The following is a 16,457-nucleotide window of genomic DNA, read 5'->3' as shown; positions in this document are numbered from 1 at the left end:
GAAACGAAAGAAGGCTGCCTCCCGTGTCGATCAAAGTCTCCGACTACGTCCTTCAGCGGCTGCGCGAATGGGACGTCGAGCACGTCTTCGCCTACCCCGGCGACGGCATCAACGGCCTGCTCGCCGCCTGGGGACGCGCCGAGAACAAGCCCGTCTTCGTGCAGGCCCGGCACGAGGAGATGGCCGCCTTCGAAGCGGTCGGCTACGCCAAGTTCTCCGGCCGGGTCGGCGTGTGCGCGGCCACCTCCGGACCGGGTGCCATCCACCTGCTCAACGGCCTCTACGACGCCAAGCTCGACCACGTGCCGGTCGTCGCGATCGTCGGCCAGACCAACCGCAGCGCCATGGGCGGCTCCTACCAGCAGGAAGTCGACCTGCTGAGCCTCTACAAGGACGTGGCCGGCGCCTACTGCGAGATGGTCACCGTCCCCGAGCAACTCCCGAACGTCATCGACCGTGCGATGCGCATCGCACGCGCCCAGCGCACGGTGACCGCCGTCATCATCCCCGCCGATGTGCAGGAACTCGACTACTCGCCGCCGCAGCACGCCTTCAAGATGGTGCCCTCCAGCCTCGGCATGGCCTCCTACGCGCCCGTCCCCGCGGACGACGACATCGCCCGCGCCGCCGAGGTGCTCAACGCCGGCGAGAAGGTCGCCATCCTCATCGGCCAGGGTGCCCGCGGCGCCCGCGTCGAGGTCGAGCAGATCGCCGACGTGCTCGGCGCCGGCGTGGCCAAGGCCCTCCTCGGCAAGGACGCGCTGCCCGACGACCTGCCGTATGTGACGGGCTCCATCGGTCTGCTAGGCACCCGGCCCAGCTACGAGATGATGCAGGACTGCGACACCCTGCTCGTCATCGGATCGAGCTTCCCCTACACGCAGTTCATGCCCGAACTCGACCAGGCCCGCGCGGTGCAGATCGACATCGACCCGCAGATGATCGGCCTGCGCTACCCCTTCGAGGTCAACCTCGTCGGCGACTCCGCCGAGACCCTCAAGCGGCTCCTGCCGCTCCTGACGCGCAAGAAGCACGGCAAGTGGCGCAAGAAGATCGAGAAGGACACCGCGCGCTGGTGGGAGGTGATGGAGCGGCGGGCCGCGGTGGACGCCGAACCCATCAACCCCGAGTACGTGGTGCACGCCCTGGACGCGCTGCTCCCCGACGACGTGATCCTGGCCGCCGACTCCGGTTCCGCCGCCAACTGGTACGCCCGCCATCTGCGGATGCGCGGCTCGATGCGCGGTTCGCTGTCGGGCACGCTCGCCACCATGGGGCCGGGCGTCCCCTATGTGATCGGCGCCAAGTTCGCCCATCCCGAGCGCCCGGCCATCGCGATCGTGGGCGACGGGGCCATGCAGATGAACGGGCTCGCCGAACTGATCACCGCGGCCAAGTACTGGCAGGACTGGAGCAACCCGCAGCTCATCGTCGCGGTCCTCAACAACCAGGACCTCAACCAGGTCACCTGGGAGATGCGCGCCATGTCCGGCGCCCCCCAGTTCCTGCCCTCCCAGTCGCTGCCCGACATCGCGTACGCCGACTTCGCCCGCTCCATCGGCCTCGACGGCGTACGCGTGGAGAAGCCCGACGACGTCGAGGGCGCGTGGCGGCAGGCGCTGGCCGCGACCCGGCCGTTCGTCCTGGACTTCCGGACCGACCCGGCCGTGCCGCCGATCCCCCCGCACGCCTCGCTCGACCAGATCGAGGCCGCGGCCGCCTCCGTCCTCAAGGGCGACAGCGACCGCACCGGCATGATCCGGCAGGGCCTGAAGGCCAAGGTGCAGGAGATGCTCCCCGGCACCCGCCACCGCCACCCGGACGGCGGCGACCACGAGTGACGAGGCCCGCCGCGCCCGGTGACGTGCCCTCGGTCGACGAGGTCGAGGCGGCCGCCTACACCCTGGCCACCGACACCCCCGAGGCCGACGGCACGCTGGAGTGGGCCAAGACCACCCTGGTGGTGGTCCATGTCCGCTCCGGCACCACCACCGGACTCGGCTACACCTATGGGGCGCCCGAGACGGCGGCGTACGTCCGCGGCCACCTGGCCCCCGTCGTCACCGCCCGCTCCGCCTGGGACGTACCGGGCGCGAACGAGGCGATGACCCGGGCCGTGCGCAACGACGGGCGCCCGGGCCTGGTGGCCGGCGCCATCTCCGCCGTGGACATCGCCCTGTGGGACCTCAAGGCCCGCCTCCTCGGCGTCCCTCTGACCCAGCTGCTCGGGCGGGCCCGCCCACAGGTGCCGGTGTACGGGAGCGGCGGCTTCACCACCTATGACGACCGGCGCCAGGAACGGCAGCTGCGGCACTGGGTCGAGGAGCAGGGCATCCCCCGCGTCAAGATCAAGATCGGCGAGTCGTGGGGGCGCGCCGAGCACCGCGACCGGGACCGCGTCACCAAGGCCCGCGCGAGCATCGGCGACGCCACCGAGCTGTACGTCGACGCGAACGGCGGCTACACCGTCAAACAGGCCGTGCGGGTGGCCCGCTTCCTCGACGACCACGACGTCCGCTGGTTCGAGGAACCCGTCTCCTCGGACGACCTCGACGGCCTCATCCGGGTCAGATCCGCCACCGCCGTGGACGTGGCCGCCGGCGAGTACGGCTACACCCTGGCCTACTTCGGGCACATGCTGCGGGCCGGCGCCGTCGACTGCCTCCAGGCGGACGCGACCCGCTGCGGCGGCCTCACCGTCTGGCTGCGCGCTGCCGCCCTCGCCGAGGCGTTCGGCCTGGACATCTCCGGCCACTGCGCCCCGCACGCGCACGCGGCGGCCGCTGCCGCCGTGCCCAACCTGCGCCATCTGGAGTGGTTCCACGACCACGTCCGCCTCGAATCCCGGTGGTTCGACGGCACGTTGGACCCCGAGGGGGGTCACATCAGTCCTGGGGCCGATGGATCACCGGGCCACGGACTGACGCTCAGGAGCGCCGACGCCGAACCCCACCGCACCGCCTGATCCGGTGGCGAGAGCACGCCGCCCACCGTCGTGTCCCGAAAGGAACGCCATGCCCGAGACCGTCGTCATCACCGGAGCGAGCGCCGGAATCGGCCGTGCCACCGCCCGCCTGTTCGCCGAGCGCGGAGCCCATGTCGTCCTGCTGGCCCGGGGCGAGGCCGGGCTCGACGCGGCCGCCGCGGAGGTCGAGGAACTGGGCGGGCGCGCCCTCGCGCTGCCGGTCGATGTAGCCGACCCCGAGCAGGTCGAGAAGGCCGCCGAAGCCGCCGAGGCGACCTTCGGGCCCATCGACGTCTGGGTCAACGTCGCCTTCACCTCGGTGTTCGCGCCCTTCACGGAGATCTCCGCGGACGAGTTCCGGCGCGTCACCGACGTGAGCTACCTCGGCTTCGTGCACGGCACGCGTACCGCACTCGCGCGCATGCTTCCCCGCGACCGGGGCACCATCGTGCAAGTGGGCTCCGCGCTGGGGGAGCGATCCATTCCGCTGCAGTCCGCCTACTGCGGAGCCAAGCACGCCGTCAACGGATTCACCTCGTCCGTGCGCACCGAACTCCTCCACAACAAGAGCCATGTACGCATCACTGTCGTCCAGATGCCGGCCGTCAACACGCCCCAGTTCTCCTGGGTGCGTTCGCGACTACCCGGGCATCCACAACCCGTCCCACCCATCTACCAGCCCGAAGTCGCCGCGCGGGCCGTTCTGTTCGCCGCCGACCACCCCCGGCGCAAGCAGTACTACGTCGGCGCCTCCACGGTCGCCACCGTGTGGGCCAACCGCTTCGTGCCCGCGCTCCTCGACCGCTATCTGGCCCGCACCGGATACGGCTCGCAGCAGCGCGAGGAGATGGCGCCGGAGTCCTCCCGGGGCAATCTGTGGCAGCCCCTGGACCGGACACCGGACGAGGACCACGGCGCGCACGGCATCTTCGACGAGCAGGCCCACTCCCGCTCGTACCAGGCCATGACGGCCCACCACCCCGTGCTGGCCGCCGGCACCGCCCTGGGCGCGCTGGCCACGGCGGCCTGGGCGGTGCGCCGGTACCGCGACACAACCTGAACCCCCACCGCGAACAGCGCGGTGCACATGAAAGGAGCGACGTCATGAAGGTGGCATTTCTCGTGGCGAAGGAAGGCATCGAGCAGGTCGAGCTGACCGACCCGTGGAAGGCCGTGGCCGACGCGGGCCACACCCCGGAACTGGTCTCCCCCGAGTCGGGGCGCGTCCAGGCCTTCAACCACCTCGACAAGGCCGACACCTTCGCGGTGGACCGCACCGTCGGCGAGGCCCGCCCGGACGACTACGACGCCCTGGTGCTGCCGGGCGGTGTCGCCAACCCGGACGCGCTGCGGATGGACGAGGACGCGGTCGCCTTCGTGAAGGGCTTCTTCGACCTGGGCAAGCCCGTCGCGGCCATCTGCCACGCCCCCTGGACGCTCGTCGAGGCCGATGTGCTGCGCGGGCGCACCCTCACCTCCTGGCCGAGCCTGCGCACCGACATCACCAACGCGGGCGGCACCTGGGTCGACGAGCAGGTCAAGGTGTGCACGTCGGGCCCCAACACCCTGATCACCAGCCGCAAGCCGGACGACCTGAAGGCGTTCGGCGAGGCCCTCGTCGGCGAGCTCACCTCCTGACGGACCCGGCGGCCCCCCGGGCCGTGCGGCCGACTAAAGGCACCCCGCCGCGCGGGGTGCCTTTTATATGTAGGGGGCAGAGGTTTCCTCTGGGCATCCCGTGGTAGTTCGGAAGCACGTTCCTTGCGTACGAAGGAACGAAGGCGCCGGACGGGTTGGGACCAACAGCCGCCGGCGCCGCCCGAAACCGCCCCGAGCGGTTACGGGGCGGGGCGCTCAAGGGGCGGTGGCCTCGGTGGTGATGAGGTCCAGCAGGGCCGGCATCCCACCGTCGGCCAGCGCCTTGCGCTGGCGGTCCGCGCCGTTGCCCTGGCGCAGGAGGCGGTGCATGAGGGCGCCGACCTCCCGGTCGTCGCCGGCTGCTTCGAGGGCCTGAGCGATGTGCCGGCTGAGCCGGCACAGGGTGTCGCCGGCGGTGCGCGGGCTCCCCGCCGCATCGATCAGGGTGCCGCCGAGGCCATGGCGGGCGGCATGCCAGATCGAGGCCTGGAGGAGTTCCGGCGGGCACTGCGGCTCGGGCTCGCCGCTCTTCTGCTCGCGCAGGGCGGTGGCCGCAAGCGCCCGTACGATGCCCGCGAACATCACCGCGTCGTCCGCCCTCAACTGCACGTCCAGGCACCGCACTTCCAGGGTGGGATAGCGCTCGGACAGGCGCGCGTGCCAGTAGAGCTGGCCGGTGTCGGCGATGGCCCCGGACTCGATCAGGGCCTTGATGCGCCGGTCGTAGTCCCCGGCACCGGAGAACCGGGGCGGCAGGCCGCAGACCGGCCAGCGGCTGAAGACCAGGGTGCGCCAGCTCGCGAAACCGGTGTCCCGGCCCTGCCAGAGCGGGGAGTTGGCCGACATCGCGAGCAGTGTCGGCAGCCAGGCGCGGATCCGGTTGAGGACGGCCACGCCGACCTCCCGGTCCGGCATCCCGACGTGGACGTGCATGCCGTTGATGAACTGCTCGTCCACCAACTGGGGGGCCTGCACGCGCAACGCCTGGTACCGGGGTTCCCGGGTGACCAGGGCGGGGGAGACCCCGGTCACCGGGGCCGCCGCCGTCGCAGCGAGCCGGCAGCCGTACCGCTCGGCGGCGGTGCCGAGTGCGTGCCGCAGCCGCAGCAGATGGCCGCCCACCTCGTCCAGGGTCGAACACACCGGTGTGGCGACCTCGACCTGGGCCTGGAGCAGTTCGGGCTGCACCTCGCGCTCCTGCACCAGCGGCCCGAGCCCGGCGGCCGCCCGCACTTCCTCGGACAGCGGCGTGGGCCGGCCCGAGGCGGGGTCGACCAGCACATACTCTTCTTCGACCCCCATGGTGATCATGAGGCGAGCGTATCCGCTGGGGGGCGCCCCCGCCCGGCACGGAGGGGCGGCCTCCGCTGCGGGGCGGGGCCGGACATCAGGCGTCGCTGAGCAGGCGCGCCCCGGTCCGCAGCGGGTGCGCGTGGGCCCGCAGGTCGAAGTCGACCAGGACCGGAGCGCTCACCGTCGTGCTGAGGGTGGGCGTCGGGGGGAGGGGGCGCAGCGGGCGCATCGCCTGGGGCTGGGCGGTCAGGGTGAACCAGACGACCTTGCCGTCAGGCGTGGTGTGGGTGCCCCAGCTGTCGCTGAGGTGGGCGACGAGGGCGAGGCCGCGACCGCGTTCCGCGAACGGCTGGGGCCCCTGGAGGCGGGGCAGTCGCGGGTCGCCGTCGGCGACGGAAGTGGCGAACTGCCCACGCGCCCAGCGCAGTTCGAGGACGCAACTGCCGTCACCCTCGGTATGGCGGTGAACATTGGTGAGCAGTTCGCACACGCCGAGGCTGACGGGCTGAAGGATGTTCTCCAACCGCCAGTGGCGCAGATGAGCGGCGACGATGCGCCGGACCTGCGGAATGCGGGCCGGCGTCGCGTGCAGGCTCAGGGTGTACTGGCGGGGACTGTCGATGGTGACCACTTACGGCTCCCTTGTCGGCGGGAGCGGCTCGCCGGCCACTCCCGCGTCCGCAAACCACGCAAGGGCTACTAAAAGTAGCCAGGTGAGCACAGCGCGGATTCCTCCAGCATGACCCGTACGGCCGCATCCGCAACACGAAGCACCCCCGCCCCGGGCGCCACGGTGGGTTGGGGGCGATCGACCCCGCGCCGCGCGCCGCCGTCCCGCCGAGAGGCAGCGACGGCCCGCCGGCGGGATAGTGGATGGTCCACGACCCGTATCTGTCGCCCCCTCCTGGAACGAGGCCCTTCTTGACGCCCCCCACGACGAACTCCACCGCCCGACTCGGCTCCGGAGCACCGGTGTTCGGGGCGCCGTGCTGGGTGAGCCTGATGGCCCGGGACCTGCGCGCCACGCAGGACTTCTACGGTGCCGTGCTGGGGTGGACGTTCCGGTCGGGGGCGCTGGGCGAACAGTTCCGGATCGCGCTCGCGGACGGGGTGCCGATCGCCGGAATCGGCGCGCTGGCCCCGGCACTTCAGGTGGCGGTGGCGTGGACCCCGTACTTCGCGGTGGAGGACGCGGACGTCACCGCGAGCCGCATCCGGGAGCGCGGCGGCACGGTGGCGGTGGGCCCGGTCGCGCTGCACACCGGGCGCGGGGCGCTGGCCGCCGACCGGGACGGCGCCGTGTTCGGCCTGTGGCAGGGCCCTTTGGTTCCCGAGTGGGAACAGTGGCGGGACACCGCGCCGGTGTGGACCCGGTTGCAGACCCGCGACGCGTTCGACGCGGCGATCTTCTACGGGGAGGTCCTGGACTGGGCGTGCGACCGGCCCGGCTGCTGCGATGTGCGCTACGAACACGACGAGGTCGTCCTGCGCCACGCCGGACATGTCGTCGCCCGGCTCACCTCGGGCGCGGTGGAGGCCGCCCCCGACCCGAGTCTGCGGCCGCACTGGCACACCCACTTCACCGTCGCGGACCCGCACGCCGACGCCGAGAAGGCGCGGGCGCACGGCGCCACCGTGCTGGCCGACGGCGTCTCGCCCACCGGACCCTGGGTCCGCCTGAGCGACCCCGACGGCGCCACCTTCACCCTCAACACGCGGGGATAGCCCTCAGCCGCGTTGCGCTCGCACCCGCGACGCGGCACGATGCCCGGGCCGGGTCATGGCCGATGCCGCAGCATGGAGGTGGCAAGGATGTGCCGTCTGTTCGGACTGAGCAGCGCCCCGCGCCGCAGCCACGCCACCTTCTGGCTGCTCGACGCCCCCGACAGCCTCGCGGCGCAGAGCCACCGCGACCCGGACGGCACCGGCCTCGGCTACTTCGACCCGGACGGCACGCCCCAGGTCCGCAAGGCTCCCGATGCCGCCTACGCCGACCGCGACTTCGCGCGCGAAGCCCGCCGGGTCTGCTCGGCCACCTTCCTCGCGCACATCCGGCTCGCCTCGACCGGCAGCCTCACCGCTCCCAACACCCACCCGTTCCAGCAGGACGGGCGGCTGTTCGCGCACAACGGGGTCGTGGAGGGACTGCCCGCCCTGGAAGCCCACTTGGGGCCGGATCTGGCCCTGGTGGCGGGGGAGACGGACACCGAGCGGGTGTTCGCGCTGATCACCCGCGAGATCCGGGACGCACGAGGAGACATCGGGGCGGGCATCGAGCGCGCGACGCGCTGGATCGCCGGTCATCTGCCCGTCTACGCCCTCAACTTCGTGCTCACCACCCCTGACGAGCTGTGGGCCCTGCGCTACCCCGACACGCACGAGCTGTACGTGCTGGAGCGTGAGCCCGGCGGCCCGCACGGCGCCCGCCATCTGGACCACAGCGGAAGCGGCGGCCGGATGCGCGTCCACTCCGGAGACCTCGCCGACGCCCCGGCGACCGTCGTCGCCAGCGAGCCCATGGACGAGCACCCCGACTGGCGCCTGATGGAGCCCGGGGAACTGCTCCACGTCACGACCGGCGGCCGGGCCGACCGGCGCGTGGTCCTCGCGGACCCGCCGGTCGACCCGCTCCGGCTCAGCGACCTCTCCGGCCGCGCGGCCCACTCGCAGACCGCGGGCGGCTGAGGTCCCCTCAGCGCCCCAGGGCCTTGCGCAGTTCCTGCTTGTTCATCGTCGAGCGGCCGTCGATGTTGCGCTTCTTGGCCTCCTCGTAGAGCTGGTCCTTCGTCGGCCCCTGCGAACCGCTGTGGGAACGCTCGCCGCCGCGCTCGTACGCCGACTTCTTGTCCCGCGTCGAGGTCTTGCTCGCGGTCTTGGACTCGCCGGAGCGGGCGCGTTCCTTGTTGACCGTCCGCGCGGCGATCTCCTTGGCGCGCTTGGCCGAGGCGCCGCGGTCCTCGGCGCTCTCCTTGATGTGCTCGTACTGGCGCTCCCGCTTGGGGCTCGAACCTGCCGGCATGGTGTCTCTCCTCGTCTTCGGTGTCCCGGCCCGTCCGGTTCGGCGCGGACCGGGCGAGTACGGCTGGGCGCCGCCTCGCGCGTGGGCCGTGGCCCATCCGTCAGTTGACTCCCGCACGTCACGGACCGCGACATCAGGACCGCCGGGCGGGGGAGGGGCCGCTATACGCGGTGGTCCGGGTCGGTGCGGTCCGAACCCTGGGACGCCTCGGGCGGCTGCCAGGAATTCGCCCGGGGCTGCGGCTCCTGCGGAGGCATCGGCTTACGGGTGGCGCGGCGGCTCCCGAACCAGAAGGCCCCGATCAGTACGGCGACGATGACGACGCCCACGCCCGTGAACAGCCAGGACGTGGAGGCCGCAGCGAGGGTCTGCGAAGCAGCGAAACTGGTCATGACGTGCGCCTACCCCCTGCGCGGCGGACCTGACACACGGTCTCGTACGACTTCGGACGCTTGGGCCCGGGCCGCCCCGCGCGATGACACCGTGTGACGATCCGGGATGCGAGGGTGGCGGACCGCTGTTCTTCTGGAGGCATCTGTATCCCCCGATCCATCCCCCGATTTCCCAGGAGTGATCATGAGCGTCGCAGACGAGTTCGGTGCCCGGGTCCAGCAGATGCGGCAGAAGGCGGAGCAGCTGGAGCAGGCGGCGGAGCGCGCCGAGGACCCGGCGGAGCGCCAGCGTTTGAAGGAGAAGGCCCGTCGTCTCCAGGAGCAGAGCAGGATGACGGGCGAAAGCGGCGGCATCGACCCCATGTGAGGGCAAAGGCTTGCGGGCCAAGGGAGTTGAGACTCCGGAGGCGCGCTGCCGACGCCGCGGGGGAGCACCCCGGGGGGGCAGGTCCCCGCGCGGCCAACCAGTACCCGTCATGTGCCGGGCCAACGACTCCTCATCCGGATGGCGGCTGCACGCACCGGCATACAAGGCCCGGGCCGGGATACCTGGCTCGGGTCGGAGCTGGAAGAGGCCGGTTCCGGCGCTCGTTGCCGCCGTGCCGCACGGGGCGGCCACCCCGTGGGCGGATTCCGTCCCGGCCTCGAAGAGAGGTACTGGCAGGATGCATCGTTCGCTCGCCTGCGCCTCATCCGCGCCGCTACGGACCGGGGGCCGTGATGACGTCCTCCCGGCCTGACGGCGAGGGCGGCCCCGAGCCCGCCCGTATCTCCTCCGTCGAGCCCGCGGCGAAGGGCAGACGCACGCCCGGCGCCCGCGGCGTGGCCGGCGGCAGATCCTGGGTCGCTGTCGGCTTCGGGCTCGGCCTCGGCGCGACCCTGGCCTGGCTGACCGTCCAGACCGTCCTGGAGGTGGGCAACCTCCTCACCCTGCTGCTCCTGGCCGCGTTCATCGCGATCGCCCTCGAACCGGTCGTCGCCTGGCTCACCCGGCACCGGGTCCGCCGCGGCTGGTCGGTCCTCGTGGTCCTGGTCGTGCTCCTCGCGTGCTTCGCGGGGTTCCTCGCGCTGGTCGTTCCACCGGTCACGGACGAGGTCGACGCACTGATCAAGGCGGTGCCCGGCTGGCTGAAGGAGTTGCGGAACCACGACTCGGCGCTCGGCAGGTTCGAGGACCGTTACCACGTCCTGGAGAAGGTCAAGGAGCAGTTCTCGGGCGGCGGGGCGGCAGGTGTCGCCGGTGGACTGCTCGGGGCCGGGCGGGTGGTGGTGGGCGCGGTGACCTCGGCCGCCGTCGTCATCGTCGTGACGATCTATGTGATGGCCTTCCTGCCCTCGCTGAAGACCTTCTGCCTGCGCTTCGTCGCGGCCAGCAAGCGCCCGCACGCCCGTGACGTCACGGACGAGATCCTCAATCGGGTGGGCCGCTACATGCTCGGCAACGTCCTCACCTCGGTGATCGCGGGCCTGGCCACCTTCATCTGGTGCATCGCCACCGATGTCCCCTACCCCGCGGCCCTCGGGGTGTTCATCGCCCTGATGGACCTGATCCCCATCGTCGGCACGACGATCGGCGGGCTGGTCGTGAGCCTGGTGGCCCTCTCGGTGTCCCTGCCCGTGGCCCTGGCGACCGCGGGCTTCTACGTCGCCTTCCGGATCGCCGAGGACTATCTGATCGTGCCGCGCGTGATGAAGTTCGCCGTGGACGTCCATCCCCTGGTGACGGTCGTGGGCGTCCTGCTCGGCGGGGCGCTGCTCGGCATCGTCGGGGCGCTGGTCGCCATCCCGGCCGCCGTCGCGATCGGTCTGATCCTCGACGAGCACGTCTTCTCGCGCACCGATACGTCCTGAACCGTGGCGCGGGTGCGCGGCCCGGCGGCCCTCAGATCCTGGTGTCGCTGTAGCCGCACACCCAGGCCAGGGCCTCGTGCACCCCGCGGGTGAAGTCCCGGGCGCCCGGCTGGGTGGTGGGGTCCTCCAGCTGGACGACCGCCGCGTCCACCTCGGCGGTGAGCAGGCGCAGATCCGGTGTGTGGCGGGCGGAGGACCCGGTCACCGGGGCCTGGGCGGCGAGGCCGAGGGCCCAGCGGTAGGCGGCGGCCACCCCCAGGGCGAGCTGGGCCGAGGCGTCGGACCGCGTGGTCAGGTACTTGAGCGCCAGGTCGACATCGCCGCGGGGCCGGACACCGACCAGCGCCTCCCGGCCCTGCTGGGTGGCTCGCTTCTCGGACGGGGTGCGGTCCTCGGGTGCGGTCACATCACTCACCTCTGCCTGGTGATCGTGGGGGTCTACAGGTTCGGGTACCCACTGTGCGCCGCTATCGGCATGTCCCTGTTGTCCTTTCGGGACGGGGTACGTCGTGATCGTGCCAGGACACGCGGCCGTGGCGGTGGGGTACGCGCGGAGAGGCGGGCCGGAACCTGCCGGGGAGGGGTCGGTGGGGCCCCACTAACCTGGCCGCATGACGACGCACAAGGCTGTTCCGGTGAGCGTGGACGCGATGATCGAGGACCTCAGGACACTCGTCGAGGTCGAGTCGCCCTCGCGCGACCGCGACGCCCTGACGGCATCGGCCAAGACCGTCGCCGCCGTCGTCGAGCGCCGGCTCGGCGGGCACGCCGTCCTCGTCGACAGCCCGGCCGGCCCGCACGTCCACTGGTCGGGCGGCGGCGACCCCCGGGTCCTCGTCCTCGGACACCACGACACGGTGTTCCCGCTCGGCACCCTGGAGCGCCGCCCGTTCAAGGTGGAGGCCGGGCACGCGACGGGCCCCGGCGTCTTCGACATGCTGGGCGGTCTGGTGCAGGCCGTGCACGGACTGGCGGCCCTGGACGACCTGTCGGGCGTGGAGATCCTGGTGACCGCCGACGAAGAGGTCGGCTCGCACGCCTCGCGCGCCCTCATCGAGGAGCGGGCCCTGGCCTGTGGCGCGGTGCTGGTCTTCGAGGGCGCCGCCGACGGGGGCGGTCTGAAGACCGGCCGCAAGGGATGCGGGACGTTCCAGGTCTCCATCACGGGCCGCGCCTCGCACGCCGGGCTCGAACCGGCGGCAGGGGTCAACGCCCTGGTGGAGGCGGCCCATCAGGTGCTCGCCATCGCCGCTCTGGGACGCCCCGAGGTCGGCACGACCGTCACACCGACGGTCGCCGCCGCGGGGACCCTCGACAACGTGGTGCCCGCGCGGGCGAGCATCGTGGTCGATGTCCGCGTCGAGTCGGCGGATGAGCAGGCCAGGGTCGAGGCGGCCTTCGCCGCGCTGACCCCGTATCTCGACGAGGCCGAGATCACGGTCGAGGGCGGGATCGGTCGGCCGCCCATGCCCGAGTCGGCGTCGGCCGAGCTCTTCACGCTCGCCCGGCGGCTGGCTCCCGGCATCGAGGGCGTGGCGGTCGGCGGCGGCAGCGACGGCAACTTCACTGCGGCCCTCGGGGTGCCGACGCTCGACGGCCTCGGCGCCGTCGGGGGCGGTGCCCATGCCGACCACGAGTACGTGGTGGTCGACGCCATGGCCGGGCGCGCGCACCTGGCCGCCGCACTGGTGCGGGCCCTCCAGGAGAAGTAGTGCGGCCGCCCAGCTGAGTCGGCTCCTTGCGGGGCCGGCGGGATCCGGCGGCCCGCTGGTCAGGTCGGTGTTCTTCTGTCGTCGGCCGCCGCCGGCCCCTCGGCCAGGGCGCGCGGCAGGGTGTCGAGCACCGTGAAGGAGGTGTCCAGGCGGACGATCCTCAGGATGTGGGACACCCGGGGTGTGCCGCGTATCAGCCGCAGGACGCCGCCGCGTTGCGCCACGTGTTCGCGTACCGCCAGGAGCAGCCGGATGCCTCCGGCGTCGAGGAAGGTCACCGCGCGCAGGTCCAGGACGACATCGGCGGCGGCCGGATGGACCAACGCATGGACGCGCGGGCCGAGTTCGCGGTGGGCGAGCATGTCCAGCTCGCCGTGCAGTTCGATGATGATGGTGCCGCCCACGGTGCGAGTCCGCAGCCAGAAGGGGAATTCGTCAGCGCTCACGTCGCGCCTGCCCGTCTCTTGTTCGCCGGTACGTTCCCGGTCCCCGGATACCGCCCGACATCCGGAATTTCTCACTCTCCGTGACCTGTGGAGAGGCCGCGAAGCGGGGCCGATCGACAAACCCCCTGGTAGTCCTCATTCCCTGATGATCTGGGAAACTCACCTCTGTGACGTTCTGTAATGGTGCGAGTTTCGGACAACCTGTCGAGACGATGGCCGGGGGTGAGTGGATCAGCCGACGCCCGGGTCCGTGACCTCGCCCCGGCCGAACAGTGCGGGTGCCGCGCTCTCGATCACCGCGCCGACGCGCTCCCACGTCGCCAAGTCCCTTTCCACAGGCGGAAGTTCGGGGTCGTCGCCGGCCCCCCAGGCGCGGGCGAGGGTGACCGGATCGGTGCCGGAGACGGCTGACGCGGCGAGCGCGGCCGCGCCGACGGCCACCAGCTCCGTGCCGGCCGGGAGGATGACGGGCCGCCCGGACAGGCGCCGTACCGTCTCGACCCAAGTGCGGCCCCGGGCGCCGCCCCCGATCAGGCGCAGCGGCCGCTCGGCGGCGGCGGGCGAGGCCGGATCGAGACCGCAGGCCCGCAGCACCTCGTCCAGGGCGCGCAGTACGGTCACGGCGGCGCCCTCGTAGGCGGCGCCCAGGAGCTGGCGCGAGGTGGTGGTGTGCCGCAGGCCGGTGAGCAGCCCCGACGCGGTCGGCAGATCGGGCGTGCGCTCGCCGTCCAGATAGGGGAGCAGGACGGCTTCGCCGCCGGGCTCGGCGTCGTCGCGGTCGAGGCCGAGCAGGGCGGCGACGCGGTCGACGGCGAGCGTGCAGTTCAGGGTGCAGGCCAGCGGGAGATGGCTGCCGTCGGTCGCGGCGAACCCGCTGAGCGCGGGGGTGGCGGGGCGGGTGCGGGTCGCGGCGAAGACCGTGCCGGAGGTGCCGAGGCTGAGGACGGGATGGTCCAGGAGCCCGGCTCCGCCGAGTCCGAGGCCGACGGCCGCGCTCATGTTGTCGCCGGTGCCGGCCGCCACGACGACGGTGGGCGACAGCCCGAGCGCGTCGGCGGCCCCCGCCGTGAGGGTACCCACCCGGGTGCCGCCGGTCGGCGCCACGGTGGGCAGCAACTGCGCTGTCAGGCCGAGCAGTTGGAGGATGTCGGGGTCGTACGCGCCCGTCGCGGTGGAGTACCAGCCGGTGCCCGAGGCGTCGCCCGGGTCGGTGACCGCGGTGCCGGTGAGCCGTTCGGTGAGGAAGTCGTGGGGGAGGCGAACCGCCGTGCACCGGGCGGCCGTTGCGGGCTCGTTCTCGCGCAGCCACTGCCACTTGGCGGCGGTCACCGCGGCGACCGGCACCGAGCCGGTGCGGTCGGTCCAGGCGTGCGGGCCGCCGAGTGCCGCGACGAGGGCGGCGGCCTGCGGCGCGGAGCGGGTGTCGTTCCACAGCAGGGCCGGGCGCAGCGGACGCCGGTCCGGCCCAAGCGCGACCAGGCCGTGCTGCTGCCCGGCGACCGCGATCCCGGCGACGGCGGACGCCGGGACGCCGGACTCCTTCAGTCCCATCGCGACGGCCTCCCGCAGCGCCTGCCACCACTGCTCGGGGTCGGTCTCGCGGGCCCCGGCCGAGCCGTCGACGCGGTGCGGGGAGCGGCCGACGGCGAGGGTCCTTCCGTCGGCGGCGTCGACGAACAGGGCCTTGGTGGACTGGGTGGAGCTGTCCACGCCGATGACGACCGGGCTGTACGGCATCCGGACACCTCTCTTGCGGGGCGAGGGCGGGTCTGAGGGGGGCATGGGTCATTTGACCGTGCCAGGAACAAATGCAGCACCCAAATTAGGCGAACGCCCGGGGTTACGGAAGCGATGACGATCGTGCAGTATTTGGTAAGGAAGAAAACAAATAGCTCCGACGTGCGTCGGACGCTTTCGCGACAAGGCGGCGAAGAGGATGACGGAACGCTTCACCCCGACCCCCGAGGACAAGTTCACCTTCGGGTTGTGGACCGTGGGCTGGCAGGGGCGCGACCCCTTCGGCGACGCGACCCGTCCCGCTCTCGACCCGGTCGAGTCCGTCCGGCGCCTCGCGGACCTCGGTGCGTACGGCGTCACCTTCCACGACGACGACCTGATCCCCTACGGCGCCCGCGACACCGAGCGCGAGTCGCACATCAAGCGGTTCCGGCAGGCGCTCGACGCCACCGGTCTGGTCGTGCCCATGGCCACCACCAACCTCTTCACGCACCCGGTCTTCAAGGACGGCGCGTTCACGGCCAACGACCGCGACATCCGGCGGTACGCCCTGCGCAAGACGGTGCGCAACATCGACCTCGCCGTGGAGCTGGGCGCCCACACCTATGTCGCGTGGGGCGGCCGGGAGGGCGCCGAGTCCGGTGCCGCCAAGGACGTCCGCGCAGCCCTGGACCGGATGAAGGAGGCCTTCGACCTGCTCGGCCAGTACGTCACCGAACAGGGCTACGACCTGCGCTTCGCCATCGAGCCCAAGCCCAACGAGCCGCGCGGCGACATCCTGCTGCCCACCGTCGGCCACGCCCTCGCCTTCATCGAGCGGCTGGAGCGGCCCGAACTGTTCGGCGTGAACCCCGAGACCGGGCACGAGCAGATGGCCGGTCTCAACTTCACCCACGGCATCGCCCAGGCGCTGTGGGCGGGCAAGCTCTTCCACATCGACCTCAACGGTCAGTCCGGCATCAAGTACGACCAGGACCTGCGCTTCGGATCGGGCAATCTGCGCGACGCCTTCTGGCTGGTGGACCTGCTCGAAAGCTCCGACTACACGGGCCCCCGGCACTTCGACTTCAAGCCGCCGCGCACCGAGGACATGGACGGCGTATGGGCGTCGGCGGCCGGCAACATGCGCAACTACCTGATCCTGAAAGAGCGTTCGGCCGCCTTCCGTGCCGACCCCGAGGTGCGCGAGGCGCTGCGTGCGGCCCGGCTGGACGACCTGGCCCGGCCCACCGCCGAGGATGGCCTCGCCGCGCTCCTCGCCGACCACACCGCCTTCGAGGACTTCGACGCCGAAGCGGCCGGAGCCCGGGGCATGGCCTTCGAGCACCTGGACCAGCTCGCCATGGACCATCTGCTCGGGGCTCGCTGAACCCGGGAGCGAGGGCGCCCGTACCCATGGCCGCC

The 16,457-nt window shown here is 72.2% G+C and carries 17 protein-coding genes; 10 read left to right on the top strand and 7 right to left on the bottom strand.

Translation table 11 applies throughout. From position 1 onward, the window contains the following. Window positions 1–23: 23 nt before the first annotated feature. Genes N4G70_RS25780 through N4G70_RS25765 form a run of 4 tightly spaced genes read left to right on the top strand, consistent with a single transcriptional unit; the run spans window position 24 to window position 4,603 of the window. Window positions 24–1,841, top strand: coding sequence for a thiamine pyrophosphate-requiring protein (locus tag N4G70_RS25780; RefSeq protein WP_261715096.1), 1,818 nt, complete (start codon window positions 24–26; stop codon window positions 1,839–1,841). Then, window positions 1,838–2,965 (top strand): enolase C-terminal domain-like protein, encoded by a 1,128-nt coding sequence (locus N4G70_RS25775; protein ID WP_261715095.1) that lies wholly within the window; start codon window positions 1,838–1,840, stop codon window positions 2,963–2,965. Before N4G70_RS25780 ends, N4G70_RS25775 begins: the two co-directional genes overlap by 4 nt. Window positions 2,966–3,014: 49 nt before the next feature. Continuing rightward, window positions 3,015–4,025, top strand: a complete 1,011-nt coding sequence (locus N4G70_RS25770; protein ID WP_261715094.1) for an SDR family oxidoreductase — start codon at window positions 3,015–3,017, stop codon at window positions 4,023–4,025. A gap of 44 nt (window positions 4,026–4,069) precedes the next feature. After that, entirely contained in the window at window positions 4,070–4,603 is a 534-nt protein-coding gene (locus N4G70_RS25765; RefSeq protein WP_261715093.1) for a type 1 glutamine amidotransferase domain-containing protein, read from the top strand. A 216-nt stretch (window positions 4,604–4,819) separates the two neighbouring features. On the opposite strand, the gene N4G70_RS25760 is transcribed toward N4G70_RS25765, so the two are convergent. After that, a complete protein-coding gene (locus N4G70_RS25760) occupies window positions 4,820–5,914 on the bottom strand; it encodes a glutamate--cysteine ligase (RefSeq protein WP_261715092.1) in 1,095 nt (364 codons plus the stop codon). A gap of 76 nt (window positions 5,915–5,990) precedes the next feature. Beyond that, window positions 5,991–6,527, bottom strand: coding sequence for an ATP-binding protein (locus tag N4G70_RS25755; protein ID WP_261715091.1), 537 nt, complete (start codon window positions 6,525–6,527; stop codon window positions 5,991–5,993). A gap of 290 nt (window positions 6,528–6,817) precedes the next feature. On the opposite strand from N4G70_RS25755, the gene N4G70_RS25750 reads away from it, so the two are divergent. Beyond that, window positions 6,818–7,621 carry a VOC family protein gene (locus N4G70_RS25750; protein ID WP_261715090.1) on the top strand — a complete coding sequence of 268 codons (804 nt, stop codon included), beginning with the start codon at window positions 6,818–6,820 and terminating at the stop codon, window positions 7,619–7,621. Between the two features lie 87 nt (window positions 7,622–7,708). Then, window positions 7,709–8,581, top strand: a complete 873-nt coding sequence (locus N4G70_RS25745) for a class II glutamine amidotransferase (RefSeq protein ID WP_261715089.1) — start codon at window positions 7,709–7,711, stop codon at window positions 8,579–8,581. 7 nt (window positions 8,582–8,588) lie between these two features. On the opposite strand, the gene N4G70_RS25740 is transcribed toward N4G70_RS25745, so the two are convergent. Together N4G70_RS25740 and N4G70_RS25735 are read right to left on the bottom strand one after the other, a co-directional pair. After that, window positions 8,589–8,915 carry a plasmid stabilization protein gene (locus tag N4G70_RS25740; RefSeq protein WP_261715088.1) on the bottom strand — a complete coding sequence of 109 codons (327 nt, stop codon included), beginning with the start codon at window positions 8,913–8,915 and terminating at the stop codon, window positions 8,589–8,591. Window positions 8,916–9,076: 161 nt separating this feature from the next. Beyond that, window positions 9,077–9,307, bottom strand: a complete 231-nt coding sequence (locus N4G70_RS25735) for a DUF6479 family protein (protein WP_261715087.1) — start codon at window positions 9,305–9,307, stop codon at window positions 9,077–9,079. Window positions 9,308–9,491: 184 nt separating this feature from the next. On the opposite strand from N4G70_RS25735, the gene N4G70_RS25730 reads away from it, so the two are divergent. Together N4G70_RS25730 and N4G70_RS25725 are read left to right on the top strand one after the other, a co-directional pair. Continuing rightward, window positions 9,492–9,674 carry a DUF6381 family protein gene (locus N4G70_RS25730; protein WP_261715086.1) on the top strand — a complete coding sequence of 61 codons (183 nt, stop codon included), beginning with the start codon at window positions 9,492–9,494 and terminating at the stop codon, window positions 9,672–9,674. 353 nt (window positions 9,675–10,027) lie between these two features. Continuing rightward, the gene (locus N4G70_RS25725; protein WP_261715085.1) at window positions 10,028–11,158 is read left to right on the top strand and encodes an AI-2E family transporter; all 1,131 of its coding nucleotides are present in this window, start codon (window positions 10,028–10,030) and stop codon (window positions 11,156–11,158) included. Window positions 11,159–11,189: 31 nt separating this feature from the next. Here N4G70_RS25725 and N4G70_RS25720 read toward each other — a convergent pair whose 3' ends face one another. Then, window positions 11,190–11,564, bottom strand: coding sequence for a hypothetical protein (locus N4G70_RS25720; RefSeq protein WP_261715084.1), 375 nt, complete (start codon window positions 11,562–11,564; stop codon window positions 11,190–11,192). Between the two features lie 205 nt (window positions 11,565–11,769). Here N4G70_RS25720 and N4G70_RS25715 point away from each other — a divergent pair, with 205 nt between their 5' ends. Further along, window positions 11,770–12,870: a M20 family metallopeptidase gene (locus N4G70_RS25715; protein WP_261715083.1), complete on the top strand. Its 1,101-nt coding sequence runs from the start codon at window positions 11,770–11,772 to the stop codon at window positions 12,868–12,870. A 59-nt stretch (window positions 12,871–12,929) separates the two neighbouring features. On the opposite strand, the gene N4G70_RS25710 is transcribed toward N4G70_RS25715, so the two are convergent. Continuing rightward, window positions 12,930–13,316: an STAS domain-containing protein gene (locus N4G70_RS25710; protein ID WP_261715082.1), complete on the bottom strand. Its 387-nt coding sequence runs from the start codon at window positions 13,314–13,316 to the stop codon at window positions 12,930–12,932. 231 nt (window positions 13,317–13,547) lie between these two features. Then, window positions 13,548–15,053 carry a xylulokinase gene (gene xylB / locus N4G70_RS25705; RefSeq protein ID WP_261715081.1) on the bottom strand — a complete coding sequence of 502 codons (1,506 nt, stop codon included), beginning with the start codon at window positions 15,051–15,053 and terminating at the stop codon, window positions 13,548–13,550. Between the two features lie 199 nt (window positions 15,054–15,252). Between xylB and xylA the strand changes: the two genes are divergently transcribed. Beyond that, on the top strand, window positions 15,253–16,422 hold the full coding sequence (gene xylA / locus N4G70_RS25700; protein WP_261715080.1) for a xylose isomerase: 1,170 nt from the start codon (window positions 15,253–15,255) through the stop codon (window positions 16,420–16,422). Window positions 16,423–16,457: the final 35 nt, after the last annotated feature.

Source organism: Streptomyces sp. ASQP_92 (assembly GCF_025399895.1).
Lineage (GTDB): Bacteria > Actinomycetota > Actinomycetes > Streptomycetales > Streptomycetaceae > Streptomyces.
Note: the sequence above shows the minus strand (reverse complement) of the source record. Positions and strands in the feature narration are given on the sequence as shown.

Excerpts from the sequence above, each read along its gene's own strand:
- xylA (WP_261715080.1), top strand. The coding sequence starts at position 15,253 with ATGACGGAACGCTTCACCCCGACCCCCGAGGACAAGTTCACCTTCGGG.
- N4G70_RS25730 (WP_261715086.1), top strand. The coding sequence starts at position 9,492 with ATGAGCGTCGCAGACGAGTTCGGTGCCCGGGTCCAGCAGATGCGGCAG.
- N4G70_RS25760 (WP_261715092.1), bottom strand. The coding sequence starts at position 5,914 with ATGATCACCATGGGGGTCGAAGAAGAGTATGTGCTGGTCGACCCCGCC.
- N4G70_RS25740 (WP_261715088.1), bottom strand. The coding sequence starts at position 8,915 with ATGCCGGCAGGTTCGAGCCCCAAGCGGGAGCGCCAGTACGAGCACATC.
- N4G70_RS25735 (WP_261715087.1), bottom strand. The coding sequence starts at position 9,307 with ATGACCAGTTTCGCTGCTTCGCAGACCCTCGCTGCGGCCTCCACGTCC.
- N4G70_RS25725 (WP_261715085.1), top strand. The coding sequence starts at position 10,028 with ATGACGTCCTCCCGGCCTGACGGCGAGGGCGGCCCCGAGCCCGCCCGT.
- N4G70_RS25770 (WP_261715094.1), top strand. The coding sequence starts at position 3,015 with ATGCCCGAGACCGTCGTCATCACCGGAGCGAGCGCCGGAATCGGCCGT.
- N4G70_RS25715 (WP_261715083.1), top strand. The coding sequence starts at position 11,770 with ATGACGACGCACAAGGCTGTTCCGGTGAGCGTGGACGCGATGATCGAG.
- xylB (WP_261715081.1), bottom strand. The coding sequence starts at position 15,053 with ATGCCGTACAGCCCGGTCGTCATCGGCGTGGACAGCTCCACCCAGTCC.
- N4G70_RS25745 (WP_261715089.1), top strand. The coding sequence starts at position 7,709 with ATGTGCCGTCTGTTCGGACTGAGCAGCGCCCCGCGCCGCAGCCACGCC.
- N4G70_RS25765 (WP_261715093.1), top strand. The coding sequence starts at position 4,070 with ATGAAGGTGGCATTTCTCGTGGCGAAGGAAGGCATCGAGCAGGTCGAG.